Consider the following 26,533-nt stretch of genomic DNA (forward strand, 5'->3'; position numbering starts at 1 on the left):
TGTTAATATTCTGCTGCGTCTTCACGAAAGCGTAAGACTAACTCAGTCAATGAGTTCAAAATGAATTTTGTGGAAGCTCCCGCATCGGTTCCACGACCGATCAACTCAGTGCCAGCTGAGTAGCTAGCATTCCCTACTTGCCCTACTTGGCATAGTAAAACCGCACTGAAAGCAGTGAACAACTGAGTCAACCAAGACTGGCCGCTATCCTTTAGCTGCGACAATTCTATCAGAACCGGAACACTAATGCCTTTGTCATGACAAGATTCAATCAATGCATCAATATCTAGCGTGCCCTGCAAACTGTAGGATGTTTTTACTTCTTGCAACAAACCATTGAGCCCACTACGCAATTGGAACAAGGCTGATGACTCAAGACTTTCACTCATCCAATCATTCTCTACGTCTTGGCTTTGCAACAACAAACGACGAGCAGCGTCCAAACGTTGGTTAGTTATACTCGCTAAACTGGATCCACTCATTTTTTCTTACCGTGCTCTATCTTCCATTTGCCACCTTCGTAGAACGCCTTCCAGCCAGTAGGCTTACCTTCCACTTCGGTCATAATGTACTGCTCTTTGGTCTTACGACTGTAACGAATAACCGTAGGGTTACCTTCATCGTCTTGCACTGGCGCCGTATCGAAATAATGATACTTAGGATCAATCTGATCCATGTAAGGCTTCAATTCCTTCACCAATGGTGGACGTGTCTCACGTTTACGTGGAAATTGGCTTGCCGCTAGGAATAAGCCCGTTGCACCATCACGCAACACGTAATGGTCTTCAACTTTCTGACAAGCCAAGTCAGGCATTGGCACTGGATCCATTTTTGGCGGAGCCACTTCACCATTTTTCAGCAACTTACGAGTATTTTTACACTCTTCGTTTGTACAGCCGAAGTACTTACCGAAGCGACCGGTTTTCAGTTGCATCTCTGAGCCACACTTATCGCATTCAATGACAGGACCGTCGTAGCCCTTCAATTTAAATGCACCTTGCTCAACTTCGTAACCTGGACACGATGGATTGTTACCACACACATGCAACTTACGATGTTCGTCAACTAGATAGCTGTCCATGGCAGAGCCACAAATACCACAACGATGCTTGTTGATCAGAGCTTTAGATTCACCTTCCTCATCATCAACAGCAACCGCCTCATCGCCACTCACCAAGTTAATAGTCGCTTTACAACGCTCTTTTGGCGGCAAGGCATAACCAGAACATGATAGGAACACCCCCGTGCTCGCGGTACGAATCTGCATCGGACGACCACAGGTCGGACATGGGATATCTGTTGGTGTAGGCTCATTCGGAGCCATACCACCTTCTTCCGCTTCTGCTTGATTAAGGGTCTGACTAAAATCTTCATAGAAGCTGTTAAGAACCTTAATCCAGTCCTTTTCACCTTCCGCGATATCATCCAGCTTCTCCTCCATTTGCGCAGTGAAGCTGTAATTCATTAAGTCATCAAAACTTGCTACAAGACGATCGGTGACAATGTCACCCATTTTTTCGGCGTAGAATCGGCGATTCTCGACACGCACATAACCTCGATCTTGAATGGTTGAGATGATAGACGCATAGGTCGACGGACGACCAATACCTCGCTTCTCAAGCTCTTTTACCAAGCTCGCTTCGCTGTAACGAGCGGCAGGCTTAGTAAAATGTTGCTCAGGGTCTAGATTAATTAAAGTCAGCTCCTCACCCTGCTGAACATCAGGCAAAATGCTATCTTCAGCCTTTTTACCCACTGGCGTTAGGACTCGAGTGTAACCATCAAAACGCAAGATACGCCCTTTAGCTCGTAACTCGTATTCACCTGCCATAACTGTAATCGTGGTAGAGGTATACTCCGCTGGAGGCATCTGGCAGGCAATAAATTGATTACGAATTAAGTCATACAAGCGATGCGCATCTTTATCCATGCCTTGCAGCATGTTTTGCGTCACATCCACACTTGAAGGGCGAATTGCTTCATGGGCCTCTTGGGCCCCCTCTTTGCTTGAGTAGCGCAGCGCCTCTTTTGGCAAATAGGCGTCACCAAAGGCACTTTGAATATACTCACGAACCGCCTCAACCGCCTCTTGGCTCAAATTAGTCGAGTCAGTACGCATGTAGGTGATGTAACCCGCTTCGTACAAGCGTTGTGCTAACATCATTGTTTTCTTAACACCAAACCCAAGTCGCGTACTTGCGGCTTGTTGCAGCGTCGAAGTGATAAAAGGTGCAGATGGCTTTGACTTAGTAGGTTTATCTTCACGACTAGCCACTTTGAATGGTAGCTTCTCAATTCGCTGCACATGCTCATCTGATTGAGCCTTTGAGGTTGGTCGGTACTCTTTGTCTTGATACTTTGCCGTTTCAAAAGTGATATTAGCTTTATCTTGGGTCGCAAGGTTGGCATCTAATTCCCAAAACTCTTCTGGAATAAAAGCACGAATTTCTTTCTCACGTTCAACAATTAGACGAACGGCAACCGACTGGACACGGCCTGCCGATAAGCCACGGGCAACTTTAGCCCAAAGCAATGGCGACACCATAAAGCCAACAACGCGGTCTAGGAAACGACGGGCTTGCTGAGCATTAACGCGGTTCATGTCGAGATCAGATGGGGTTTCAAATGCTGACTTGATAGCATTTTTGGTGATTTCGTTGAACACCACCCGCTTGTAGCGCGTATCGTCACCACCAATGGCCTCACGTAAGTGCCAAGCAATGGCTTCCCCTTCTCTATCCAAGTCGGTTGCGAGATAGATGGTTTCTGCGTTTTTAGCTAAACGACGTAGTTCTTCTACGACTTTCTCTTTGCCTGGCAAAATCTCATAGTGAGCGTCCCAGTTATGCTCTGGATCGACCCCCATTCGGTTAATTAGCTGCTTGCGAGCTTTGGTACGTTTGTATTCTGCTTTTTCTTCAGGGCTCATCTTACGAGTAAGAGCAGCCTGCTTAGCACGTTCTTGTGGTGTAGACGTTGAGGTCGTACCAGCAGGAAGATCTCGAATATGACCAACACTCGACTTCACGACATAATCGTTGCCGAGATATTTGTTAATAGTTTTCGCCTTGGCTGGCGATTCCACGATTACCAGAGATTTAGCCATTGGGTTGTTCGAGCCTTAATTACTTTTGAAAGATGAACGTGCTTAGAATACTTTAGGGGCGCAGATATTAAGCAAAGCGCTAATATATGACAAGCAATCCCTGATAGATTCGCAACATTCCTATTGCCGAGTCCAGCATTTGCCCTTTAACATACTGAAATCATTTAAAAAGGACAATCATGGCTACGCTTCAGATCCTAACTATAGTCATTCTTTTCATAATCGTACTGGTTTCAGTGGTGATAGGCTCACGCGCGCACCAGAAAGAACAAGAGTTAAAAGAACGTCGCCTAAAATATCTACAATTACAAAATCGTGCTGACCGGATGGAGCAGCATATTATCGGGTTGCGCACATTAAACACCGACATGATCGTCAGCGATGTCTTTTACGACTTCTATCTAGAAAACCTTCGCGAACTGATTTCCTACTCTGATGATCCGGAGAAAATTGAAGCGCGCATAGCCAAAGCTGAAGCTGAGCGCGAAGACGCACCAGCCGAACTCAATCTCGAACCAGACGAAATGAGTTTTCACGAGAAAACCAAATACAAAGAGCGCCTGACAAAAGCCGCAAAAATGCTACTTTACATGCGTCGCAAAGGGCGCATCAGCAACACCCACTACAAACTATGCTATTCCTATTTGCGTTGGCTAAATCTTTGGATTCAGCTTAATCGTCAGATTGTTCAAGCCAATAAAAACTTCCATTCCGGTGATCTACGCGTTGCTCAGACTCTCTACAGCGTTATTCACTCACATTTAAAATCTAACAACATTGATCGAGCCGAAAAGAAGCAATTGGAGAAATTCGTCGACGATCGCATGAAAGAAATTATTGCTCCGCAAATCATGGCCATACAAGACTCTGACAACCCAGAAGAAGCTTTATCAGAGTTTATGCACACACTTGAAATAGAAGATAAATCTGACGCAAAGAATCCTTAACGTAATTGTAACAGTGCATTAAGGATCGCATTAGCGTCTTCAACAACGCTATCGTCGCCTTTTTCACGCCAAAACAAACTCACATTGCTTGGCGTTACTTCAATAGCAACAAATACCTCATGATGCTTTTCAAGCAGTTTGGCAGTCTCTTCACTCAATGCAAATGGCTGACTAGCGAACCACCCTTTGCAAATCGATTCGTATTTCCATACCTCGTATGGGTAAAGCTTAATTTCAGTAAAGTCTTTAAGCGTTTTTTCCCGGTATTTGTGATACGCACAAACATTACTTTCTTTAGTGGTCATCTTATCCCACTTGTCGGGTAGGTCCACCGAGGTTAGTTGAACGGTGATGTTGTGCTTTCTAGCCAACATGCGTAATGCCATTTTTTCGCGTTCACGCTTTGATGGCATAATCCATAATGCCGACCCCATCAAGGAAAGGGTAATAAACACTACTATTAGAGCTGTCATTGAATTACTCTTAAGTTGTCGAAATAAAATGGAACCCAAACATAGGAGGTATCCCATGCCCTACCAACGCATTGTTTTAGCGGTGGATTTAACGGACGAAAGTATTGAGGTTGCCAATAAGGCCGCGGCAATGTGCAAGGCCTTTGAAGGTCAGCTCACCATCATCCACGTTATTGAGTCACTTAACTACGCTTACGGCGGCGATGTGCCGATCGATGTAAGCGATATTCAAGAACAACTCCAAACCACAGCCACCAAGCACATGGCGGCTTTGGTTGACCAACTGGATATACCAGTTGAATCTACCATCGTTACTCAAGGTGGTATCGAGAGTGAAATCCACCGAGTCGCAGAAGAACTTCGTGCTGACCTGATCATTGTTGGCAGCCACGGGCGCCACGGTTTGGCGCTATTGCTAGGTTCAACAGCAAATGGCGTCCTTCATGGTGCGCCATGTGATGTATTAGCTGTACGCGTTAAATCTAGTCACTAATTCTGAGTAAATAAAAGGGAGGCAAAGCCTCCCTTTTTGTTCTTTATAGGCCTCGATTAACCACGCGTCCAGGTTGTTCCTTCACGTGTATCAAGCAAAGTAATGCCCTGCTCTAGCAATAAATCACGAATTTCATCACTGCGCGAAAAGTTCTTATCTTTACGGGCTTGAGCGCGCTCAGCAATATAATCTTCGATAGCTTGTGCAGACAAGCCGTCGTTTACCGTGCTGTTTTGCATGAAGTATTCGGGATCTTGTGATAGTAGACCAACTAACTCAGCCAGAGCTTTTAATTCTGCTGCCAAGGTTGCCGCCTGTTCACTTCCTTCAGCACGCGCCTTATTAAGTTCGCGCACCAATTCAAACAAGACAGAAAGTGCCACTGGAGTATTGAAATCATCACGCATCGCGTCTTCAAATCGCGAAGTGTACTCTGTCGCGACATAACTCTCAGCAACCACTTGTCCGCGCAGCGCCGTATACAAACGCTCTAAGGCTGTTTTTGCTTCTTTCAAGCTTGCATCTGAATAATCGATACTGCTGCGGTACTGACTAGATACCATCAAGTAGCGCACCACTTCAGGGTTAAACTTCTCTAGCACTTCACGAATGGTAAAGAAGTTGCCCAAGGATTTAGACATCTTCTCGTTGTTCACGCGCACCGCGCCACAGTGCATCCAGTAGTTTACGTACTGCTCGCCTGTCGCCGCTTCAGACTGCGCGATTTCATTCTCATGGTGTGGAAATTTAAGGTCTGGACCACCACCATGAATATCAAAATGATTACCAAGGCAGTGAGTAGACATAGCAGAACACTCGATATGCCAGCCTGGACGACCTTTACCCCATGGCGACTCCCAAGAAACCTCACCCGCTTTCGCCGGTTTCCACAGCACGAAATCTGCTGGGTGCTCTTTGGAAGCTTCAACTTCGATACGTGCACCGGCTAGCATCTCTTCCAGCTTACGGTTGTTTAGCTTACCGTACTCTTCAAACTTACTGGCACGGTAATACACATCACCGCTTTCGCCTTGGTAAGCAAAGCCTTTGTCTACCAGCACTTGAATCATATCGATGATCTGCTGCATAAACTCAGTGGCCTTTGGCTCCAAGTCAGGAAACTTGTTACCCAGCGCCACTTCGTCTTCATGCATGGCTGCAATCATACGCTCAGTAAGCTGCGCCGTGGTTTCACCATTTTCTTCTGCACGCTTAATAATCTTGTCGTCAACGTCAGTGATGTTACGGACAAATGTCAAATCGTAGCCAATGTGACGCAAGAAGCGTGTGATCACATCAAATGAAATCATCGCGCGTGCATGCCCGATGTGGCAGTAGTCATAGACTGTAATGCCACATACGTACATTTTTACTTTACCTTCCTCGATCGGCTTGAATTCTTCTTTCTTGCCAGTCATGGTGTTAAACACTTTTAACATGCTATGCCTTAGCCTTTTGCTTCGATTTTCGCCCAAGAATCACGTAGTGTGACGGTACGATTGAATACCATACCCTCTTCTTTTAAATCGCGACAGAAGTAACCTTCACGCTCAAATTGGAAACCAACGCCAGGCTCAGCTTGCGCCAGAGAAGGTTCAAGTTTCGCATGTTCGGCAATAGCCATAGATTCAGGGTTAATGAAATCTAGGAATGTTTTGCCTTCATGCTTCGCATCAGGCGCTTCGTCGTTAAATAGTCGATCATACAAACGTACTTTTGCATCCACGGCATGCTTCGCACTTACCCAGTGAATAACCCCGTTTGGTTTGTAACCCTCAGGGTTCACACCTAACGTGTTTTCATCATAAGTACATAGCAATTCAACTACGTTACCCTCTGCATCACGAATCACTTCGTTACAAGTGATCACGTAACCACCGCGTAGACGAACCGCCGCATTTAGACTTAGACGCTTCCATTTACGTGGCGCTACCTCTTCAAAGTCCGCCGCATCAATGAAAAGCTCTTTGCTAAACGGCACTTCACGAGTACCCGCTTCTTCATTTTTCGGGTGGTTGCCTAACGTGAAGATTTCTTCTTTATCTTCTGGATAGTTAGTTAACGTTACCTTGATTGGATTTAGAACCGCCATTGCACGATTAGCGTTGGCATCCAAGTCTTCACGTATTGCGTGTTCTAGCATGCCGACGTCGACAATACTGTCAGACTTAGTGACGCCGATACGTTCACAGAAATTACGAATCGATGCTGGCGTAAAACCACGACGACGCATACCAGAAATCGTTGGCATACGTGGATCATCCCAAGCTTCCACATGACCTTCGTCTACTAGCTGCTTCAACTTGCGCTTACTTGTTACCGTGTAGTTCAAGTTCAAACGTGCAAATTCAATTTGCTGCGGATGGAATGTATTCAGCGTTTCCAATGTCCAGTCGTAAAGCGGACGGTGATCTTGGAATTCAAGAGTACAGATAGAGTGCGTAATGCCTTCTAATGCATCCGATAGGCAGTGAGTGAAGTCGTACATTGGGTAAACACACCACTTATCACCTGTCTGGTGGTGGTGAACATGACGAATACGGTAAATAATCGGATCACGCATGTTGATATTTGGGCTAGCCATATCAATTTTCGCACGAAGCACTTTTTCACCGTCGGCATATTTACCGTCACGCATCTCCATGAACAACGCCATGTTTTCTTCTGGTGTACGATCACGGTAGGGGCTATTTTTACCTGGCTCTTTTAGGGTGCCACGGTATTCACGCATTTGTTCCGCGTTCAACTCACAAACGTATGCTTTGCCAGCTTTGATTAGCTCGCAAGCAAAATCAAACAATTGATCAAAGTAGTCAGACGCGTATTTAGGCTCATCCGCCCAATTAAAGCCTAACCACTCAACATCACGTTTGATGGATTCAATGTACTCAACGCTTTCTTTTTCAGGGTTGGTATCGTCGAAGCGTAAGTTACATTGGCCTTGGTAGCGCTGAGCAATGCCGAAGTTTAGGCAGATAGATTTAGCATGGCCGATGTGAAGATAACCGTTTGGCTCAGGCGGGAAGCGTGTTAAGACCTTGCCGCCATGTTTGCCAGTTTCGTTATCTTTATCAATAATTTGGGTGATGAAATTCCCAGTTTTAGACGCTTCTGACATGTTATGTTCGAATCCCGATTGGTGTTCATGTAACGATTAGAAAAATTAGCGCACAAGTATATCTGATTTTGTTTGTTGATTGGTACGCTCAAAAGCGATTTCTAAGCAACCAACAACAATTTCATTAAGAAAAATACCAACACCCCAACACAAATGGTAAGCAATTGACGCTTAAATACTAAACCGATCAAAAGTGACGTCAGAGCCCCGACAAACCATGGATTCATAAAACTCAGCGCTAACCCTTCACTATTGGTCAGTGCCATAGGCGCGATAATGGCTGTCAGCACAGAAATGGGTACAAACTTTAACGCTTTATCAAGCCATTCGGGAATTTCTGCCTTATGAGCACTAGCAAACAACACTACACGAATGCCATAGGTAACCAAGAACATCCCAACAATAATCAACACCAATTCAACAGTCGTCATTGGCCACTCCTTTTTGAGCACTATTGATTGTCATGTGATCTAGAAAATAACCTGCGAGCACAGCCAGCAAAGTCGCCACAATTAGCCCTAAATGATTCGGCATATCCTTTAGTGCGATTGAAGCAACAATTGCCACAACAAATGCTCCCCAATAAGGCACATTTCTTAGATACGGAGTCACAATACCAATAAAAGTTGCCACCATAGCAAACTCTAATCCCCATTCACTGATGCCTGGGATAAATTCACCCGCTAAGGCACCCACTATGGTGGTGACATTCCACATAAAATAAAAACTTAGAAAGGAGCCTATATACACCTGATGGCCATTACTTTTATTCGCTGATCCCATATCGTACATGGGGCGCACGGCCGCATAGGTTTCGTCAATCAAGCCAAAACCCATAAACAAGCGCAGTCTTATTGGCAAATGCTTCACAAAGCGCAATAGGTCTGCGGCATAAAGAATATGACGTAGATTCACCACGAAGGTGGTCAGAATAATTACCCAAAGAGGCGCATCAACAGCAATAAGCCCAAGCGCAACAAATTGCGCTGAACCTGCAAAAACGATGCTCGACATGGCTATTGCGAACCAAATACTGAGACCATTAGCAGCGGCTAATGATCCAAACAAAAGACCAAAAGGGATCCCGCCAATGATCATCGGAATGGAAGCTAATGCACCACGCTGTGCGTTTTGAAAAGCGTTCATGCTAGGCCTCCAAATCCTTAATCATCCGAACGTTTGCACGAGGCACACTGTACGGTTCATTTGAGCTATCAACTTTGAAGCCCAGTTTTTGATACAGAGCAAGGGCCGGCGCAAGCGATGTATGAGACTCTAGCATTAGCGCTTTCACCCCCATCTCTCGCGCCTCAATAATGGCGTCTTGTAACAATCGCTCACCTAAACCTAAACGCTGAAATGGCTCACTCACCGCCAGTTTACCTAGCTCCATCACACCTTGATCACTAGGCTTAATGAAGTACGCACCAATCACACAGTCATTTAAGGTCGCAATTTTTACTTTACCGCCCTTATTAAGAATCTGCCCCTGTGGATCGTCTAACAGCAGGTGGTCCTTCTCATAAATGTCGTTAACAAAAAAGCGCTCCAACCAAGCCACATTCAACGCTTTGAATGCAGCAAATTCACTGTTTGTTTGGCAATGTTTGATGGTCAACATGTCTGGATGTAAACGCAAGATGACTCGCTTGGCATAGGGAGCATTGAGAAGATGGCTTTCTAGGCCTTCTAGTTGCTGCATAAAAGAGCCGGACTCCCGATTAAGATAGTATTCAAGTTCTTTTCCGATGGCTGTCAGAACGGGCTCGGCCTTCTGCATCTCACAACGACAAAGTTCAGATAAGCAAATCTCTGAACGGCGCTGATCATGCTCATCCTGAAGTTTTAACAGCAGCCCCTCTTTTAGCATCTTTGTCACTTGCTTACTCACCGCTGGATGAGACAAACCTAAGCGCTCAGAAATCTGCACAACAGACAACGAATGCTCCTGCTGTAGTAAACGCAATATTGGAAAATAAGTTGATGAAATCATAAGCGCTTCATTGGCGTAAACGGCTTGCACTTCACTATAAAGAAAATCACTTAGGCGCTTAAGGCGGCTGCCCAGCGACAAAATACCAAATTGCTCCACAAACAATACCTCTTTAAAACTATGTAACTGGTTACGAATATTATATACGTAACCAGTTACGCACAAGGCTTGTTTAAACAGAAATAAAGCAATTCCCCATTAATACTGGTTACTGGAAGGCTATTTGCTATAATTCGCGACCTCAAAACGAAGGGGAAACATTCCATGTCAAACAAAGCCGTTGTGGTCTATTCAGGAGGAATGGATTCATACACAGTGCTGCACACAGCACTTGCCGAAGGAAAAGAGGTTTACGCACTGTCGTTTAACTACGGTCAGCGCCATAGTAAAGAACTTGATGTAGCGGCCGCCGTCTGCGCTAAGCACGGCATTTCGCACAAAATTGTTGATATCTCCGCCATTAATAGCCTCATGGCTGGCTCATCATTGACCAGTGATATTGAGATCCCAGAAGGTCATTATGCTGAAGACAGCATGAAAAATACCGTCGTTCCGAATCGCAACATGGTGCTTTTATCCATGGCAATAGCTTATGCCGTATCATTAGAAGCCCCAGAAGTGTATTACGGCGCTCATTCGGGTGATCATCACATTTACCCCGATTGCCGACCAGAATTCGTTCACGCTATGAATGCGGTATCTAAAATTGCTAACTACGAACCTGTTGAAATCGTGACTCCATTCCTTAACAGCTCTAAAGGCGAGATTCTTGCGGCTGGCTTAGGGATGAATTTGGACTATGCCGACACTTGGACTTGTTACAATGGGCGTGAAAAGGCATGCGGAAAATGCGGCGCCTGTAATGAACGATTAGAAGCGTTTGCCGAACAAGGCGTAACGGACCCACTAATTTATGAAGTTTAAAGGTCAAATCGATCACTAAACGACTGCTTAACCCGATTTAGCCTTTGCCAAGCAATTCGCTAATGACTGTTATCGCTATCAGCCCCGACTGTTTTCGGGTGTTTGAAGGAATAACCATGTACTCAATTAAAGAAGCGTTCTATTCCCTACAAGGTGAAGGCGCTCATGCTGGTCGCCCCGCGATCTTCTGCCGCTTTACCGGCTGTAATCTATGGACTGGCAAAGAAAAACATCGCGCCAGCGCCGCATGCCAATTCTGTGATACCGATTTTATCGGGACCGATGGTCAAAATGGCGGCAAGTTCCATAGCGCCGGAGCACTTATACAGCATCTAGACAAACTATGGCCGACCAATACTGACCATAAATATCTTATCTTTACTGGTGGCGAGCCCGCTCTTCAGCTAGATGATGCACTCATTGCAACGGCCAAAGCGGCAAATTACACGTTAGCCATCGAAACCAACGGCACTCTCCCCCTTCCTGATGGTATCGATTGGATATGCGTTAGCCCGAAAACAACGGATCCGCTAGTTGTGAACCGTGGTAGCGAACTAAAACTGATCTTTCCACAAGATCACCTACCACCACATTTATTTACAGACCTTGAATTTGATCACTTTTACCTCCAACCAATGGATCAAGGTGCACTTCCTGAAGGTCGAGAGCGCATAGATGATGCTCAAGCACAGACAATTCGCTATTGTTTGCAGAATCCACAGTGGCGTCTCAGTCTACAAACACATAAAATGCTAGGCATTGATTGATTTAATACACCAACTAATTAAAGGAAAAGTTACATGATCGTTTTCCATACGAATTTTGGCGATATCACTATCGAACTTAACTACGAAAAAGCGCCAAAAACGGCTAAAAACTTCGAGGAATATGTAACATCTGGCTTCTACGATGGCGTGATCTTCCACCGCGTAATCAACGGTTTCATGATCCAAGGCGGTGGTTTTGAGCCTGGCATGAAACAAAAAGAAACTCGTGCGCCAATCGAAAACGAAGCAGACAATGGCCTAGAAAACGTTGCTGGCTCTTTAGCAATGGCTCGCACAATGGATCCACACTCAGCGTCTGCACAGTTTTTCATCAACGTTTCTGACAACAGCTTCCTAAACCACCGTAGCAAAACTCCAGACGGTTGGGGCTACGCAGTTTTTGGTAAAGTGACAGCTGGCATGGACGTTGTAAATAAGATCAAAGAAGTTCAAACAACGATCAAAGCAGGCCACCAAGATGTTCCTGCTGAAGACGTTATCATCGAATCTGCTGAGCTCATCAAAGAATAAGCTCATGCTTCGATACTTCATCTCAGATTTACATTTGAGTGACAAACGCCTGGATTTAATCCAGGCGTTTGTACATCTAACGGATGAAATTTGCCAAAGCACTGAAGCATCCGAGTTATATATCCTAGGGGATTTTTTTGAAGCCTACATTGGCGACGATTACCAACCCGATTGGATGAAAGCCTTAGATCAGCAATTTGCCAAGTTACATCAGCGCGACATTTCGACATTCTTTATTGCAGGAAACCGCGACTTTCTAGTCGGTAAAGACTGGTTTGAACGCCATCATGTTACCGAGCTGAACGAACAATTTGCGTTGCTTCAAACACCGCTTAATATTGTTTTGACTCACGGTGATGAATTCTGTGTAGATGACCAAGAATACCAAGCGTTTCGCTCCATGGTACGGAAACCAGAATGGCAACAGCAAGTCTTAAGCATGCCACTGGAACAACGCTTAGCGTTAGCACAAAAACTGCGAAACGACTCTAAGAACATGTCTGCAGACAAAAGCATGGATATCATGGATGTGAATACCGATGCGATCAATATAGCTTTATCAGCAAACACAGATCTGTTAATTCATGGTCATACCCACCGCCCAGCACTACATAAAGACGATTACGTCCCTCGCCTAGTACTCGGAGATTGGGATGAATTTGTGTGGTGCGCTGTTATGAACGCCGAAGGCATCAGTCAATATCAGATTGCAACGCAGGTTTATCTCAGTAGCCCAATAGCGATAAAAGATTGGTCAAAGACACAATACCTAAGCTTAGGCTAACTCAAGCTGGTAATCTAGAAACAAAAAAGAGCAGTTGAACTGCTCTTTTTTTATAAATGAAGAAGCTCTCTCACCCAATCCGTTTCTGCGCGATTTCGAGAGCGCTTATACTCTAAATTTCGATCGTGGAGGACAGCAATTGCACGAAAGAAGGCGTTGTTAACCGTCACCGGACTTAACTCAACACCGTATTTTGACCACCAGTGTTGCTGAGCCTTACTTGTTAGCACTTGATATAAATAATCAAGCTCGACAGTCCCTTGATACACTTGTTCAAGATCGATACCTGGATCGCTCTTGGCAATTTGCAATGTTAGCCAATAAGTCACATCTGGCAGTAAATCATTCATTTGTGTGCCCATCGTAACGCCCTCCTCTTGTTAGAGCAGTTACTTCGAGATTAGCACATCAAAAACGTTTGTGAAGGAAATTCTTCACAAACGTTTGTTTTAATTAAGTAAACAATTGTACTGGAATCCAGTATCAAGCTGCTTTTGGAGGCCCGCTGTGCACTCGAAACTCAACGTCTGGCTCAGTAATGAGTTGGCGTTCAATCTCTCGGAAAAACTGCACGCGCTCGTCAATCGGCTCTCCAGCATATTCTTCTGCCAGTGATAAATAATCTTCAAAATGACGTGCTTCAGACTTCAACAAGGATTTATAGAACTTCGCGACTTCATCGTCCAAATGAGGAATCAATACTGCAAATCGCTCGCATGAGCGCGCTTCAACGAAAGCGCCAATGATTAGGGTATCAATCAACTTAGCTGGCTCATGGGTACGAATATGCTGGCGCAAGCCGCTGGCGTAGCGAGATGCTTCCAAATGGCCATATTCCACACCACGATTACGCATAATTTTCAAAACCTGCTCAAAATGCAGCAACTCTTCTCGGGCCAACTGTGACATCTTATGTAACAGATTCTCCCGATCAACATAGCGATACATCAGATTCATCGCAGTAGAAGCGGCTTTCTTTTCGCAGTGTGCGTGATCGATTAATAGAAGGTTTTCGTTTTCCAAAGCCCACTGAACCCACTCTTTTGGGGATTCGCATGGCAAAAACGCTACCAACTCGGGATAATCAGTTAACATCAAGGCTACCTTTTCTCTGAAAAAAAACGGATTATACTCTGATTAAGCCGCATTATCAGCACAAGCAAAACATTGATTTGGATATCAATTCGGCAATGAATCAATATTACGACGTAACGAAACTAAGCATTGGACAGCAGGTTGGCGTAGAGGTAGATCCCTACGTATTAAACTATCCATTAAGCGACGATAAGAGTGTATGGGTTGCCGACCAAGGCGGCCAATCATTTGTGCTACGCTTTTACCGCTCTGATCGCGGTGAAGTTAACCAGTTTTTATCCATTGCACGGCGCCACGCAAAGCTCAATCACCCGTCGATCACTCGCAGCTACCCGCCGTTTTACTCTAATCTTTGGGTGTTTTCGATCTATGCTCTTTGTGGTGGTGAACGCTTATTTAGCTATTTGGGGAAATATCCAGATGGCGCTTCCTTAAAGGTTGTACTGAGTATCTTTGATCCCATTGCTAAAGCATTGGATCAGGTACATCAGCATGGCTACATTCATGGACACTTGGATCTAAGCAGCGTTCATGTCGTTAATGGTGCAGGAGTGCTCACCGGATTCGGTACTCATAGCTGGCTCGATAAGATCACCGACCAGGATATGGACGGACGTTTTATTCCACCTGAATACAGTAAACGCCGACCAACTATGTCTGTTGCCTCTGATAATTACATGTTCATGCGCTTATTAGTCGCCACATTGGTTGGGGAATCATGGCTTGATAATGGCAAAGTAGACGCGTTACCTCATCATCACGAGGAACTTAATCAAGAAACTTGGAAAAAAATCAAACAATGGGCACGTCCTGCAGAGCGTCATCGCCCAAAATCACTGATTGAAGTCATGCGACTGCTTCGCGCAAATTTATTTACAAATAGTGCCAAAGCCACCGTAGAGCCACCGCCGCCACGCCCTAGAGCACAATCATCTAAGGTCATTTATGCTGGTGTAGGTATGGGTGTGCTTGCTGTATCTACAATTGCGGCGACTTTATTATGGCCCTCGAATTCTGAGTCAACCGCGCAAGCAGGTAAAACACCTGTTGTCAGTAACCAAAGTCGCTTTGATGCTCTTCCGCAAATGTTAGAAGAAGATTTAAAAGATGGCGGCAAGGCACCGAAAGTTGAAAAAATTGCCCCAGCGAAATTTAAGATGGGAGACATTAATAACTCGGGAGACGCCAACGAATCCCCTGTTCATGAAGTGGACATTCCAACAGGGTTCTACTTCAGCAAAAACGAAGTCACCTTTACCCAATATGACCGCTTCGCCAAAGCAACTGGTCGCATCGCGCCACCAGATAATGGTTGGGGGCGAGAAAATCGACCAGTGATCAATGTCAGCTGGTACGATGCCAAAGCTTATACCGCGTGGTTATCAGAACAAACAGGGGCAGAATACCGACTCCCAACAGAGATAGAATGGGAATATTCTGCCCGTGCAGGATCGACAACGGCTTATTGGTACGGCAACGAAGTCAAACCTGGTTACAGTGTTTGTGATAGCTGTGGCAGCCAATGGGACGGCGTATCAACTGCCCCAGTAGGTTCGCAGGCCAGTAACCCCCTAGGTATTTTCGACATGCACGGCAACGTGGCCGAATGGGTTGAGGACTGTTATCACGATAACTATCAGGGAGCACCAACAACTAATCAGGTTTGGTTGTCCGATCAATGTGATGGCCGTGTGTTGCGCGGTGGCTCTTGGTTTGATGTACCAACAGTTGGGCGCAGTTCGACCCGTTACCGAGCCGAACCGACGTTACGAGCCAGCAATTGGGGGTTCCGTGTTGTCCGTTTGGTATCACCGTAACTTTATAAGGCCGCTAAGCGAATAAGTGACATAAATACTACCTATTCTAAATATATATGGCGATAACTGCCTAACTCCTCTGATTTTTATATAGAATACTCAAACGGATTAATTTGCCAGTGCTAGGCTTTGTTGGATTTTTGGAAAATCACACAACAAAGCTGAGGCTTTAAACAACATCGATCATTAAGAACGATGTCCAAATATAGGGGAACTATTGTGTTAGAAGCATATCGTAAACACGTCGAAGAACGTGCCTCTCAAGGTATTCCAGCAACTGCATTAAATGCAGAACAAACCGCTGCACTTATCGAGCTTCTTAAAAATCCACCAGCAGGCGAAGAAGATTTCATTCTTGATCTTCTTAAAAACCGCATTCCTGCAGGTGTAGACGAAGCAGCTTACGTTAAAGCTGGCTTCCTTGCAGCTATCACTAAAGGCGAGGCATCCTCACCACTTATTGATAAAAAACTTGCGACAGAGCTTCTAGGCACAATGCTTGGTGGCTACAACATTCAACCACTAATCGAATGTCTAGATGACGCTGAAATTGCACCTATCGCAGTTAAAGCATTGTCTCATACACTGCTTATCTTCGATGCATTCCACGATGTAGAAGAAAAATCAAAAGCAGGCAATGAATTCGCGAAAGCCATCATCCAATCTTGGGCAGATGGCGAGTGGTTCACATCTAAACCTAAGCTTGCAGAAAAAATCACTGTGACGGTATTTAAAGTACCTGGTGAAACAAACACTGATGATCTTTCTCCAGCACCTGATGCTTGGTCTCGCCCAGACATCCCACTTCATGCTAATGCGATGCTTAAAATGGCTCGTGACGGCATTACACCAGATCTTGACGGTGAAATCGGCCCGATCTCTAAGATCAACGAGCTTAAAGAAAAAGGCTTCCCTCTAGCATACGTAGGCGATGTGGTAGGTACAGGTTCAAGCCGTAAATCTGCAACAAACTCTGTACTATGGCACATGGGTGATGACATTCCATTCATCCCTAACAAACGCGGTGGTGGTGTTTGTATCGGTAGTAAGATTGCCCCTATTTTCTTCAATACCATGGAAGATGCCGGCGCACTACCAATTGAAATGGACGTTGATGGTATGGAAATGGGCGATATCATCGACATTTTCCCATACGAAGGCGTTGTTAAGAAACACGGTACAGATGACGTTATCACAACGTTTGAACTTAAAACTCAAGTTCTTCTTGACGAAGTACGTGCTGGCGGTCGTATCCCACTGATCATCGGTCGTGGCTTGACTAATAAAGCACGCGAATCTCTAGGTCTAGGTACTTCTGACTTATTCCTTAAACCAGGTGACATTGCTGATTCTGGTAAAGGTTTCACTCTTGCTCAGAAAATGGTTGGTAAAGCATGTGGCGTTGACGGTATCCGTCCAGGCTCATACTGCGAACCCAAAATGACGACTGTAGGTTCTCAAGACACTACTGGTCCTATGACTCGTGACGAACTTAAAGACCTTGCATGTCTAGGCTTCAGCTCAGACCTTGTTATGCAGTCTTTCTGTCACACTGCGGCATACCCTAAACCAGTTGACGTGGTCACTCACCACACCCTACCGGACTTCATCATGAACCGTGGTGGTGTTTCTCTACGTCCAGGCGACGGCATCATCCACTCTTGGTTGAACCGTATGCTTCTTCCTGACACAGTAGGTACAGGTGGCGACTCTCATACTCGTTTCCCATTAGGTATCTCTTTCCCTGCGGGTTCTGGCCTTGTTGCTTTCGCGGCAGCAACGGGTGTTATGCCACTCGATATGCCTGAATCTGTATTGGTTCGCTTTAAAGGTAAAATGCAACCAGGTATCACACTACGTGACCTAGTACATGCGATTCCTTACCAAGCAATCCAAGATGGTCATCTGACTGTTGAGAAGAAAGGTAAGAAAAACATTTTCTCTGGCCGCATTCTAGAGATTGAAGGTCTAGAGCACTTAACCGCAGAGCAAGCATTCGAGCTTTCAGATGCGTCTGCAGAGCGTTCAGCAGCAGGTTGTACAATCAACCTATCTGAAGAATCTGTTGCAGAGTACCTAAAATCTAACATCGTAATGCTACGCTGGATGATTGCAGAGGGTTACGGCGACCCACGTACACTTGAGCGTCGCGCTAAAGCAATGGAAGCATGGCTAGCTAACCCAAGCCTAATGCGTGCTGACGCAGATGCTGAATACGCTGCGGTCATCGAAATCGACCTAGATAACCTAAAAGAGCCTGTTCTTTGTGCGCCGAACGATCCAGATGACGCTCGTCTTCTATCTGATGTTCAAGGTGCGAAGATTGATGAAGTATTCATCGGTTCTTGTATGACCAACATTGGTCACTTCCGTGCCGCAGGTAAGCTTCTAGATGCTGCTGGTAAGGTCGTGCCTACTCGTCTTTGGGTGTCACCACCAACTAAGATGGACCAACAGCAACTAACAGCTGAAGGCTACTACAGCATCTTTGGTAAAGCGGGCGCGCGTATGGAAATGCCTGGTTGTTCTCTATGTATGGGTAACCAAGCACGTGTAGCAGACAAGGCAACAGTCGTGTCTACTTCTACTCGTAACTTCCCTAACCGTCTAGGTAATGGCGCTGATGTGTACCTAGCTTCTGCTGAGCTAGCAGCGGTTGCATCTCTACTTGGTAAGCTTCCTACTACTGAAGAATACCTAGAGTACGCAACTAAGATCGACAGCATGGCATCTGAAGTTTACAACTACCTAAACTTCGACAAAATGGGCGAGTACGTTAAGAAAGCCTCTTCTGTGATCGCTACTGACGCGACTGCGTAAGATCAACTGATTGAGCTTAAAAGCCCGCTTAGACAACTAGGCGGGCTTTTTATTTTCGATCTCGTTTTAAATAGCAGGCACAAAAAAGGGCGCTAACAGCGCCCTTCTCTATCTTACGAAGTCATGAATTAGATCGCATCACGGCGTTCTAGTTCATTAAACTCTTCTTGTTCTTCACGCTCTTCCTGAGACTCTACATCGCGTGCATCAGGGTGATGTTTACGACCCTCGTGTTTCGCTTTGTGTTTTAAAAGCTGCTTCTCCAACTTTTCAACCAAGGCATCCACTGCAGCACCAAGCTGTTTGTCCGTCGTCACAGATGCGAACAGATCATGCCCTGGAATATGAACTCGAGCCTCAACAATCAGCTCACTTTTGTTCTGGTGATTTTCAGAATTAACTATAACGTTGATCGAGGTGATGTGACTGTTGATGTCAGCAAGCTGATCCATTCCTTCTTTAATCGTTGCCTGAACTTCTTCCGAAGTGTGTACATGGTGACCGCTGATATCTAATGTGTACATAATAATTATTCCTTATTCCTATCCCATTTAAGCGGGGACGTTTAGCGTTTCATTGTCACACTAATAAACTAAGGCCGTATGAAATGTTTTTCAACTCCCTTTGTGTAAAAAGAGTAAGAAATAGTAGCAAGCAAGGTGTCACCGCAAAAAATAAAAAGCCTTTAAATTCAATTCATTAGCTTTTTGATTGTTTTTTGAGCAAAAAGTACTAGTGCAGTACGCCACTTGATTTGTAGATCCCCCACCGATGCTCATCTAAGCTTGCTAGTTTGGCTCTATGCCTAACTCAACTATTCATGATATCGATTCTCCTTTCCTGCGATAAAAACAAAAATTTAAGAAAATTAATTGATAAAGTCACATATCTATAATGTCGTTTATTGAATAAAAAATGACGTATATGAATTAGAACTTATATTAATTTAAATGTATGAGGTGAGTTTATATTTATAAATAATATCTTTTTTTAGGATTATTTTTAGGTCGATTTATGCATACACCGTGTCGTTTTTTGAATATAAAAATAAAAGAAAATCAAATGCAAATTATTAAAATATTGAACCTATCCAGAATGAAATTAACCCTTACAATTCAAAAACTTAAATACATGTGATTATGATTTTAATTATATGACTGAACAAAAATACGCGCTACCAGGATTAATAAAAAAGACCCAAAACCGTCCTCTTGAAAAATCACAATTAGAAATAAATTTCCTTAAAATGACGTTGTCGTGCACATTTCATGGTGTTATGTTATTTACGAATTTGTTAACAACTGCAGCAAAAAATGTGGAAGTTACAAGAAGTCGCTGAATAGCAAATAAATGAAAGGAACAAATTTATGATCATGACTAAAAAAGTTTTGGCAGTAAGTGTTTTAGCTGGTTTAGGTTCTTTAGGACTATCTCAATCAGCTCTTGCATTCAACGTTGATGCTGGCGATGTACAAGCAAGTGTTTACGGTTACGCTCAAATGAACGCTGTTTACGATATTAATGAAGACATCGGTATTAGCACGCAGTCAGGTGACTTCGGTGGCCTAACAGATGCGAACAATGTTCCAGAAGGTCATTTCGATGCTGATGCTCTGCAATCACGTATTGGCGTGTCAGCTCAACACAAAGATGGTGCGAAAGTCGTTGTAGAAGGTGACTTCCGTGGTACTAACAAGGGCTTCCGCCTACGCCATGCTTACGGATCTTACGGTAACTGGACGGTCGGTCGTACTTGGTCTAACTACAACAGCTGGACAGGTTGGACTCCTACGCTTGATTTTGATGGCATTGCTGGCGCTCCTGGCGTACAAGATCGTGTTGAGCAGGTTCGCTACACAGACGGTGGTCTTTCTTTCGCTCTTGAGAAGAACTACGGCTCAAGTCTAAATGGCGGCACTACAAAGGACTCTTTACCAGCCTTTACTGCTCGCTACGAAGGCGCAGCAAGCGATAGCGTTAACTTTGTAGTTGCTGGTTTAGCTCGTCAACTTTCACATGACACAGGCACTCAAGACGACACAGCAGTTGGTTTTGGTGCTTTCACTGGTGTTGATGTAAACATGGGAGCGGTAACGCTTCATGCCGCTGTTAACTACTCTGACGGTGCAAACTCTTACCTATACCGCTCTGGCGGCGGCTGGGGTGGTACTGATGCCTACCTACAAGGCGGTAAGCTAGAAACGGTTTCTGGTTGGGGCGGCACAGTTGGCCTATCTACTAAGATTGGTGAAGGCGACTTCAACATCGTTTACGGTACAGCAAAAATGGACCTAGACGATATGAACAACGATCTAGGTAGCGTGGGTAGCAACAACGAGTCTAACTCTAACGCTTTTGTTAACTACATGTGGTACCCAGTTGACAACGTAATGATGGGCGTGGAAGTTGCTTACTTCAAGAGCGATTACTACAACGGCGGCGATGCTGACGCAACTCGCGTAATGTACTCTGCTCAGTACAGCTTCTAATACTATTATGTTCAATCGAAATTGATAGCTCCCTCTTTCTTCCCCTGAAGGGGGGGACGTTCAAAAATCGACCTTTCTTTAAATCGGGAATGCTGCTGTAGGCATTCTCGATTTTTTTTCTGAATAGCCAAGATCCAAACGCCCCTATTTATATAGATTGATTTCCATCTTATAGCTTTTATACCTAGGACAATCAGAAACTAACGGATAAAAAAAGTTAGTCATGCACGGAAGACTGCTATTCTTAACTTGTCAGACAAGTAATCTGGAGAGGCAGACATGAGCATCGCAGATGATATTCATAACTATTACGAGAAATTGTTGTTTGAACACCTTGAAGCAAACGGGCTTCTTGATAGGGATCCTAACTATCTTGCGGATTTGTGTTGCATAGTGCTTAACCACCTACCTACAAAGTATGTTCGTCACGATGTCGATACTGCTTTTTTTCTAACAAGAGCAGAACGGGCTAGGATGGACATAAAAGTAAACAAAGCTTTAAAGGATGCCCTAGAGTACTTGGAGCAGGAAAACGCCAACAGTTAGTTATGGCATCGCCAAGGATAAAGTCTTACCTGCGTGTAGGGCTTTGGTTGGCTACTAAATTATGTTAATAAGTGAATTAGAGTCTTATTTAATTAATTTGTAGGGGTCACATGGATAATAAAGTAGCACTTACCGAAGTAGTTAACGCTGATGAAAGAGATTGGTTTCTACAGGACCTGATTGAAATTGCTAACAGTGGAAAAATGAGCTTCGACATTACATTAACTGTTGGAGGTTTCCTAGTATCAGGAACTTTAGTTGGTGGTAAAGAATACTTTGAAGGATTTGGTGAAGAGTTCTCATTTGGACTAAAAGAAGCCGCCGCGGAAAAAGTAAAGGCCGCCTTTGCAAAAAATGGTGAAGTCTATGATACGTCGGCTAATAGCCCATCTATGTTACCAAGTTACATTCACCTCAAAAACGCTCATTTCTTTCATACGTCCGGTTCTCCCGTACCAGAAAACCGAGGTGTATGGTGGCGGGGCCGTGTTTCTGAAGTTACAGGCTTCTCTCTCGGAGCACTCATCGCTGGCTAAGAGTCACGTCTTGAATTAATGCAAAAAAGGGCTGCTCTCAGGCAGCCCGATCATAACGAAGCAATCGAGCTAAACTATCATGCAAAGATATTTTCGACTTGTGGGTCTTTGGCTTTGAATCGAAATAACCTCAAGTACTTAGCTGACCGGTAACATTTTTAATTGCCTAGTTAGAAATGATATTCATATACCGCTATTTTCTGCATTTTCATCATGAAATCTTACAAAAGTTCTGGTGCTTAAGCCTGATTATTATTAGAGTACGCTAATATTAATCTCATATATTTAACAAGGACTGCTTATCTGCATGTTAAATAAGGCTTATCTATGAAAATCAAATCAAAACTCTTAGCTGCGCTATCTGTTGCGACAGTGATGCCAATAGCGGTTATTGGCGGTATCACTTCCTACCTAAACTCAACCCAAACGATAGAAAATTTTGAAAATAGCAGTAGTCAAACGCTATCTGCGATAGAAAAAAACTTTTCAGGCTTTGTTGGTAATATCAAGAAAACAGTTAATTTTCTAGCAACAAGTGACCTTTTAACATCCCAAGCCACTCCACTCACTCACTACAATGAAACGGTAGGAAAAGCTCCTGCATTAATTGCAGAACAAAATGGCGGTTACGAACGCGACGTTTATCGCATGTTCAAGGACTTAGGGAAAAATTACCCTGAGTTAGTCTACGTCTACGCTGGCGATGAACAAGGTGGCTATATCGAATGGCCTGGCACCTATGAATATGCCCAATGGGAGCCTAAAAAAGAATCTTGGTACGTTAGCGGTATTAAAAGCATCGATAAAGTTGTCTTGCCAGGCGCATATTATTGGGAACCAGACGATGCAGTATATGTGAATGCGGTCAGAGCCATGGTCCGTGATGGCAAAGTTGACGGCGTTGTTGCCGTTGATGTGTCCATCAAGACTTTAACCGATATGGCTGCTAGTACGGTTATCGGTGAAACCGGCAATCTGATGGTGATCGAAGATTCAGGGACTATTCTTGTCGATGTAATTACCCCTGATAACAGCTTTAAAAATATCCATGATTTAACGGACTCCTCTTACGAAAAGCTGGCTGAAACAAACGCCGGAGTTTTAGACGTTTCATTTGCTGGAGAATCATACAAAGCCAATATCCTAACGTCCCCGAGCCTAGGCTGGAAATTTATTGCTTTAGTGCCAACAAAAGAAATTTATGCCAGTACTATTTACTTAATAGAAACAACTGTTTTGGTGTGTCTTGGTTTGCTAGCTATTTTTATTGCAATTAGCTTTGTCATGGCCCGTCGCCTGATCAAGCCGATTGAAATGGTTTCAAATAGCTTGCAAGTGATTGCCGAAGGCGAAGGCGATCTAACCGCCAAAATTAAGATAGATAACAAGGATGAGACAGGAATTCTGGCAAACTGGTTTAATCTCTTTTTGGAAAGCACCCGCTCGCTGATCCAGGATATTAAACAAAAGAATAGTGAAATCACTTCGGTTGCAGAACAGACGGCAGAAAAAGCTCACCAAGTAGCCGCTTCTACGACTGAGCAACAGCACTCGATTGATCAAATTGTTTCTGCGGGCCATCAGATGGTTCAAGCCTCCAGTGAGGCGGCTCAAAACTGCGCTGAGTCAGCACAATTTTCTGAGCGTGCACTCGATACTACCCAGTCGGGCAAAAAGCTTATTAAAGAAAGCTCTGATGGCGTTAACCGTTTAGGTGAGCGTCTACATCAATCCAATAAGGTCATAATTGAGCTTGAAAATGAGACAAGTAATATCAATCAGATCTTATCCACCATCCAAGATATTGCTGAGCAAACAAACCTACTGGCATTAAACGCTGCTATTGAGGCTGCTCGGGCAGGTGAACAAGGCCGTGGCTTTGCCGTGGTTGCAGATGAAGTTCGAGGATTGGCTCAGCGTACACAAGAATCCACCGAGCAGATTAATAAGATTCTGGGACTTTTAATGGATCGTACCAAGAATGCCAGTAAGTCTATGGTGGAATGCCTTGGCGAGTCTGAGCGCGCCATCGAATTATCAGGGCAAGCACTTGACTCATTTCAGAATATCGAGGAAATGGTTAAGCAAATGAACGATATGACATTGCGTACCGCTGCGTCAGCCGAAGAACAAAGAGCCGTTACTGAAGATATTAATAGCAATATCAGCTTAATCAGTGCTTCTTCACAACTCATTTCGCAGATTTCTGATGAGGTTGCCAGTCTCTGTGAACGGCAGGATGATCTTAGCAAACAGGTTCAGGGAACGGTTTCCAGATTCCGTACCTAATCTTAAATCAGTGATCAACAAAATGCTCGATGCAAACCATCGAGCATTTTTTTTTGGCACGGACGGTCAACTTTAATAGTGCCCCATTCTTCGAAACACTTCACTTTTGTAACGCTCTCAAACGAGCAAAGCTAACTTCGGTAGCTTGAGCTCAGTGCAGGTGCTACAATAATTGTTGCATATGAAACAAAAAGATCGAGGTGGTTATGCCAATTAAAAGTTTCAAACCTAGTGGAAAAGTGAGGCACGGGCTTATGGCCGCTTTGTCATTATCTAGTGACCCGATTAGTGCATCCGTTCAACTAGAAGAAGGTTTTGAAGCCTCAATCCTTGATAATATGGTGAAAATCTCAAAACTGGCCCAAGGCACTGTGGTAAAAGTGATTGGTATTGATCGAGCTACCCTAAGCCGCCATAAGAAAACACATTCTAAATGGCACGGAGCGACCGCCACAAAAGTCTACAATGGTGCACGAGTACTAGACGCAGCATTGGACTTATTTAACCAAGACCCACAAAAGGCTGAGCAGTGGCTGAACACTCCTGCAGTGGCATTAGGGGGCATTTCCCCTTCTGACTATGCTAAAAACCCACTGGGACAAGAGGCGGTGCTTGACCTGATCGGTCGCATCAAGCATGGCGTTATGAACTGATGAAGCTTTTTCGATTATGCAGAATGGAGTTTTCAGACACTGCATTTGATGGTTATGGCGCCAGAACATACGGTGGTCGCTGGAATCCCAAAGGCACAAGCTGTGTCTACCTAGGCGAATCTAAATCCGTCTGCCTTCTTGAGACAGTCGTTCACTTGCATGATGCCAGTGCCCTAGATCAATTTGCTATGCTTTCCATCGACGTGCCTAACGATTTGATTTTGCAATTCCCAGAAGAGGTACTGCCAAACAACTGGCAAGCCTACCCTGCTCCTCAGGAGCTTGCTGACATTGGTGCTGAGTGGTTAGAAAGTCACGCCAGCTTAGTCTTGTTGGTGCCCAGCGTCATATCAGGGGATTACTGTGCGCTACTTAACCCAAATCACCCTCGCTGCAAGGAATTTACCTCTGTCGCACAAAGAGAAGCCTTTCGAATTGATCAACGATTAGCACCGCGCATGAAAGAGTAAGCCAAAGTAAACGGTTGGATCGTTATTTAAACAGCTACACTTCCAAGTTTATTGTTGTCATACTTACACCCTGAAAAGTTAATAAAGAGATCGCCGATACTATGAGCAATATGAATTCTTCATCACACGAATTGCAGGAAACACTTAATCAACTGACTAATGACTATATTGAAAGTGAAGATCTTGGTGATGGCCATACGCTACTAGTAGCCGCTTGCTTTGATAATGACCTAGACGCACTGAAAATATTTCATAAGAAAGGCGTGGATTTCACAGTACGTAATCATATAGGCACCAGCACTCTAGAGGCTTGCGCTATGAACGGCTCCATTGAGTGCCTCTCTTACATCTTGGAGAACCATATCGTCGACGAAATGATCAATGAACAAGAGCCAATGTCAGGCTTTTATCCGGCTTTTTATGCTGCCTCACAGAATTTTGAGGACTGCTATAATCTTCTAAAACAATATGGTGCAGATGTGAATATGGAAGGGCCATTTGATAAGACCGCCTCCGAAGTGCTGCAATTGATTAAAGAACAAGCTAATTAAAATCCGACTCTAACCCCTTCAGCTTTTATTGACTCAAGCAAAAGAAAGCCAGCTCTAATTAGAACTGGCTAATTGGATGCAATCCTTCATAGAGACATTAACCAGATGTGTGGTTAGCTGTAATGCCCAGT

Annotated in this window: 26 protein-coding genes; 15 read left to right on the plus strand and 11 right to left on the minus strand. The window is 44.4% G+C overall.

What is annotated here, in order from left to right; translation table 11 throughout:
* Positions 1-2 precede the first annotated feature (2 nt).
* Together ASC49_RS06705 and topA are read right to left on the minus strand one after the other, a co-directional pair.
* Entirely contained in the window at positions 3-482 is a 480-nt protein-coding gene (locus tag ASC49_RS06705; protein ID WP_055462456.1) for a DUF6586 family protein, read from the minus strand.
* Positions 479-3,106, minus strand: a complete 2,628-nt coding sequence (topA, locus tag ASC49_RS06710; protein ID WP_055462457.1) for a type I DNA topoisomerase — start codon at positions 3,104-3,106, stop codon at positions 479-481. Before topA ends, ASC49_RS06705 begins: the two co-directional genes overlap by 4 nt.
* A 179-nt stretch (positions 3,107-3,285) precedes the next feature.
* Between topA and ASC49_RS06715 the strand changes: the two genes are divergently transcribed.
* Positions 3,286-4,053: a hypothetical protein gene (locus tag ASC49_RS06715; RefSeq protein WP_055462458.1), complete on the plus strand. Its 768-nt coding sequence runs from the start codon at positions 3,286-3,288 to the stop codon at positions 4,051-4,053.
* Here the strand turns inward: ASC49_RS06715 and ASC49_RS06720 are convergent.
* The gene (locus ASC49_RS06720; protein WP_055462459.1) at positions 4,050-4,526 is read right to left on the minus strand and encodes a hypothetical protein; all 477 of its coding nucleotides are present in this window, start codon (positions 4,524-4,526) and stop codon (positions 4,050-4,052) included. The two genes, ASC49_RS06715 and ASC49_RS06720, sit on opposite strands and share 4 nt — an antisense overlap.
* 55 nt (positions 4,527-4,581) lie before the next feature.
* On the opposite strand from ASC49_RS06720, the gene ASC49_RS06725 reads away from it, so the two are divergent.
* Positions 4,582-5,019, plus strand: coding sequence for a universal stress protein (locus ASC49_RS06725; protein ID WP_055462460.1), 438 nt, complete (start codon positions 4,582-4,584; stop codon positions 5,017-5,019).
* Between the two features lie 56 nt (positions 5,020-5,075).
* Here the strand turns inward: ASC49_RS06725 and cysS are convergent, their stop codons facing one another.
* The 5 genes from cysS to ASC49_RS06750 all read right to left on the minus strand — a co-directional run bounded on the left by cysS (position 5,076) and on the right by ASC49_RS06750 (position 10,229).
* A complete protein-coding gene (cysS, locus tag ASC49_RS06730) occupies positions 5,076-6,458 on the minus strand; it encodes a cysteine--tRNA ligase (protein WP_055462461.1) in 1,383 nt (460 codons plus the stop codon).
* A gap of 8 nt (positions 6,459-6,466) precedes the next feature.
* The gene (locus tag ASC49_RS06735) at positions 6,467-8,137 is read right to left on the minus strand and encodes a glutamine--tRNA ligase/YqeY domain fusion protein (protein ID WP_055462462.1); all 1,671 of its coding nucleotides are present in this window, start codon (positions 8,135-8,137) and stop codon (positions 6,467-6,469) included.
* A 101-nt stretch (positions 8,138-8,238) separates the two neighbouring features.
* Positions 8,239-8,568, minus strand: a complete 330-nt coding sequence (locus ASC49_RS06740; RefSeq protein WP_055462463.1) for an AzlD domain-containing protein — start codon at positions 8,566-8,568, stop codon at positions 8,239-8,241.
* Positions 8,555-9,283 (minus strand): AzlC family ABC transporter permease, encoded by a 729-nt coding sequence (locus ASC49_RS06745; protein WP_055462464.1) that lies wholly within the window; start codon positions 9,281-9,283, stop codon positions 8,555-8,557. Before ASC49_RS06745 ends, ASC49_RS06740 begins: the two co-directional genes overlap by 14 nt.
* 1 nt (position 9,284) lies before the next feature.
* Positions 9,285-10,229, minus strand: coding sequence for a bifunctional helix-turn-helix transcriptional regulator/GNAT family N-acetyltransferase (locus tag ASC49_RS06750; protein WP_055462465.1), 945 nt, complete (start codon positions 10,227-10,229; stop codon positions 9,285-9,287).
* A 165-nt stretch (positions 10,230-10,394) separates the two neighbouring features.
* On the opposite strand from ASC49_RS06750, the gene queC reads away from it, so the two are divergent.
* From queC to ASC49_RS06770, 4 genes are all read left to right on the plus strand, one after another.
* Complete coding sequence (gene queC, locus ASC49_RS06755; RefSeq protein ID WP_055462466.1) at positions 10,395-11,054, plus strand: 7-cyano-7-deazaguanine synthase QueC; 660 nt, start codon at positions 10,395-10,397, stop codon at positions 11,052-11,054.
* Positions 11,055-11,170: 116 nt separating this feature from the next.
* Entirely contained in the window at positions 11,171-11,821 is a 651-nt protein-coding gene (gene queE, locus ASC49_RS06760; RefSeq protein WP_055462467.1) for a 7-carboxy-7-deazaguanine synthase, read from the plus strand.
* Positions 11,822-11,854: 33 nt separating this feature from the next.
* On the plus strand, positions 11,855-12,352 hold the full coding sequence (locus tag ASC49_RS06765; RefSeq protein WP_055462468.1) for a peptidylprolyl isomerase: 498 nt from the start codon (positions 11,855-11,857) through the stop codon (positions 12,350-12,352).
* Positions 12,353-12,356: 4 nt separating this feature from the next.
* Positions 12,357-13,136, plus strand: a complete 780-nt coding sequence (locus ASC49_RS06770) for a UDP-2,3-diacylglucosamine diphosphatase (protein WP_055462469.1) — start codon at positions 12,357-12,359, stop codon at positions 13,134-13,136.
* A gap of 50 nt (positions 13,137-13,186) precedes the next feature.
* Here the strand turns inward: ASC49_RS06770 and ASC49_RS06775 are convergent, their stop codons facing one another.
* Complete coding sequence (locus ASC49_RS06775) at positions 13,187-13,498, minus strand: hypothetical protein (RefSeq protein ID WP_055462470.1); 312 nt, start codon at positions 13,496-13,498, stop codon at positions 13,187-13,189.
* Positions 13,499-13,619: 121 nt separating this feature from the next.
* Complete coding sequence (miaE, locus tag ASC49_RS06780; RefSeq protein ID WP_055462471.1) at positions 13,620-14,231, minus strand: tRNA-(ms[2]io[6]A)-hydroxylase; 612 nt, start codon at positions 14,229-14,231, stop codon at positions 13,620-13,622.
* Positions 14,232-14,326: 95 nt separating this feature from the next.
* Here miaE and ASC49_RS06785 point away from each other — a divergent pair, with 95 nt between their 5' ends.
* Together ASC49_RS06785 and acnB are read left to right on the plus strand one after the other, a co-directional pair.
* A complete protein-coding gene (locus ASC49_RS06785) occupies positions 14,327-16,048 on the plus strand; it encodes an SUMF1/EgtB/PvdO family nonheme iron enzyme (RefSeq protein ID WP_055462472.1) in 1,722 nt (573 codons plus the stop codon).
* Positions 16,049-16,267: 219 nt separating this feature from the next.
* The gene (gene acnB / locus ASC49_RS06790) at positions 16,268-18,868 is read left to right on the plus strand and encodes a bifunctional aconitate hydratase 2/2-methylisocitrate dehydratase (protein WP_055462473.1); all 2,601 of its coding nucleotides are present in this window, start codon (positions 16,268-16,270) and stop codon (positions 18,866-18,868) included.
* A 128-nt stretch (positions 18,869-18,996) separates the two neighbouring features.
* Here acnB and hpf read toward each other — a convergent pair whose 3' ends face one another.
* Positions 18,997-19,392: a ribosome hibernation-promoting factor, HPF/YfiA family gene (hpf, locus tag ASC49_RS06795; RefSeq protein WP_055462474.1), complete on the minus strand. Its 396-nt coding sequence runs from the start codon at positions 19,390-19,392 to the stop codon at positions 18,997-18,999.
* An 843-nt stretch (positions 19,393-20,235) separates the two neighbouring features.
* On the opposite strand from hpf, the gene ASC49_RS06800 reads away from it, so the two are divergent.
* From ASC49_RS06800 to ASC49_RS06830, 7 genes are all read left to right on the plus strand, one after another.
* Positions 20,236-21,357 (plus strand): DcaP family trimeric outer membrane transporter, encoded by a 1,122-nt coding sequence (locus ASC49_RS06800; protein WP_055462475.1) that lies wholly within the window; start codon positions 20,236-20,238, stop codon positions 21,355-21,357.
* Positions 21,358-21,636: 279 nt separating this feature from the next.
* Positions 21,637-21,903, plus strand: coding sequence for a late competence development ComFB family protein (locus ASC49_RS06805; RefSeq protein ID WP_055462476.1), 267 nt, complete (start codon positions 21,637-21,639; stop codon positions 21,901-21,903).
* A gap of 110 nt (positions 21,904-22,013) precedes the next feature.
* On the plus strand, positions 22,014-22,439 hold the full coding sequence (gene gvpU, locus ASC49_RS06810) for a gas vesicle accessory protein GvpU (protein ID WP_055462477.1): 426 nt from the start codon (positions 22,014-22,016) through the stop codon (positions 22,437-22,439).
* 327 nt (positions 22,440-22,766) lie between these two features.
* The gene (locus tag ASC49_RS06815; RefSeq protein ID WP_055462478.1) at positions 22,767-24,728 is read left to right on the plus strand and encodes a methyl-accepting chemotaxis protein; all 1,962 of its coding nucleotides are present in this window, start codon (positions 22,767-22,769) and stop codon (positions 24,726-24,728) included.
* A gap of 254 nt (positions 24,729-24,982) precedes the next feature.
* Entirely contained in the window at positions 24,983-25,381 is a 399-nt protein-coding gene (parS, locus tag ASC49_RS06820) for a type II RES/Xre toxin-antitoxin system antitoxin (protein WP_055462479.1), read from the plus strand.
* Complete coding sequence (locus ASC49_RS06825) at positions 25,381-25,851, plus strand: RES family NAD+ phosphorylase (RefSeq protein WP_072242057.1); 471 nt, start codon at positions 25,381-25,383, stop codon at positions 25,849-25,851. The genes parS and ASC49_RS06825 overlap by 1 nt, the downstream gene beginning before the upstream one ends.
* 110 nt (positions 25,852-25,961) lie before the next feature.
* Entirely contained in the window at positions 25,962-26,402 is a 441-nt protein-coding gene (locus tag ASC49_RS06830) for an ankyrin repeat domain-containing protein (protein WP_162265201.1), read from the plus strand.
* Positions 26,403-26,533: the final 131 nt, after the last annotated feature.

The organism is Marinomonas fungiae (assembly GCF_001418205.1).
Taxonomy (GTDB): Bacteria; Pseudomonadota; Gammaproteobacteria; order Pseudomonadales; family Marinomonadaceae; genus Marinomonas; species Marinomonas fungiae.

Excerpts from the sequence above, each read along its gene's own strand:
- ASC49_RS06725 (WP_055462460.1), top strand. The coding sequence starts at position 4,582 with ATGCCCTACCAACGCATTGTTTTAGCGGTGGATTTAACGGACGAAAGT.
- ASC49_RS06740 (WP_055462463.1), bottom strand. The coding sequence starts at position 8,568 with ATGACGACTGTTGAATTGGTGTTGATTATTGTTGGGATGTTCTTGGTT.
- parS (WP_055462479.1), top strand. The coding sequence starts at position 24,983 with ATGGCCGCTTTGTCATTATCTAGTGACCCGATTAGTGCATCCGTTCAA.
- ASC49_RS06825 (WP_072242057.1), top strand. The coding sequence starts at position 25,381 with ATGAAGCTTTTTCGATTATGCAGAATGGAGTTTTCAGACACTGCATTT.
- ASC49_RS06770 (WP_055462469.1), top strand. The coding sequence starts at position 12,357 with ATGCTTCGATACTTCATCTCAGATTTACATTTGAGTGACAAACGCCTG.
- ASC49_RS06775 (WP_055462470.1), bottom strand. The coding sequence starts at position 13,498 with ATGGGCACACAAATGAATGATTTACTGCCAGATGTGACTTATTGGCTA.
- gvpU (WP_055462477.1), top strand. The coding sequence starts at position 22,014 with ATGGATAATAAAGTAGCACTTACCGAAGTAGTTAACGCTGATGAAAGA.
- ASC49_RS06745 (WP_055462464.1), bottom strand. The coding sequence starts at position 9,283 with ATGAACGCTTTTCAAAACGCACAGCGTGGTGCATTAGCTTCCATTCCG.
- miaE (WP_055462471.1), bottom strand. The coding sequence starts at position 14,231 with ATGTTAACTGATTATCCCGAGTTGGTAGCGTTTTTGCCATGCGAATCC.
- ASC49_RS06720 (WP_055462459.1), bottom strand. The coding sequence starts at position 4,526 with ATGACAGCTCTAATAGTAGTGTTTATTACCCTTTCCTTGATGGGGTCG.
- ASC49_RS06830 (WP_162265201.1), top strand. The coding sequence starts at position 25,962 with ATGAATTCTTCATCACACGAATTGCAGGAAACACTTAATCAACTGACT.
- ASC49_RS06785 (WP_055462472.1), top strand. The coding sequence starts at position 14,327 with ATGAATCAATATTACGACGTAACGAAACTAAGCATTGGACAGCAGGTT.
- topA (WP_055462457.1), bottom strand. The coding sequence starts at position 3,106 with ATGGCTAAATCTCTGGTAATCGTGGAATCGCCAGCCAAGGCGAAAACT.
- ASC49_RS06705 (WP_055462456.1), bottom strand. The coding sequence starts at position 482 with ATGAGTGGATCCAGTTTAGCGAGTATAACTAACCAACGTTTGGACGCT.
- cysS (WP_055462461.1), bottom strand. The coding sequence starts at position 6,458 with ATGTTAAAAGTGTTTAACACCATGACTGGCAAGAAAGAAGAATTCAAG.
- ASC49_RS06715 (WP_055462458.1), top strand. The coding sequence starts at position 3,286 with ATGGCTACGCTTCAGATCCTAACTATAGTCATTCTTTTCATAATCGTA.
- hpf (WP_055462474.1), bottom strand. The coding sequence starts at position 19,392 with ATGTACACATTAGATATCAGCGGTCACCATGTACACACTTCGGAAGAA.
- ASC49_RS06805 (WP_055462476.1), top strand. The coding sequence starts at position 21,637 with ATGAGCATCGCAGATGATATTCATAACTATTACGAGAAATTGTTGTTT.
- queC (WP_055462466.1), top strand. The coding sequence starts at position 10,395 with ATGTCAAACAAAGCCGTTGTGGTCTATTCAGGAGGAATGGATTCATAC.
- ASC49_RS06815 (WP_055462478.1), top strand. The coding sequence starts at position 22,767 with ATGAAAATCAAATCAAAACTCTTAGCTGCGCTATCTGTTGCGACAGTG.
- queE (WP_055462467.1), top strand. The coding sequence starts at position 11,171 with ATGTACTCAATTAAAGAAGCGTTCTATTCCCTACAAGGTGAAGGCGCT.
- ASC49_RS06765 (WP_055462468.1), top strand. The coding sequence starts at position 11,855 with ATGATCGTTTTCCATACGAATTTTGGCGATATCACTATCGAACTTAAC.
- ASC49_RS06800 (WP_055462475.1), top strand. The coding sequence starts at position 20,236 with ATGATCATGACTAAAAAAGTTTTGGCAGTAAGTGTTTTAGCTGGTTTA.
- ASC49_RS06735 (WP_055462462.1), bottom strand. The coding sequence starts at position 8,137 with ATGTCAGAAGCGTCTAAAACTGGGAATTTCATCACCCAAATTATTGAT.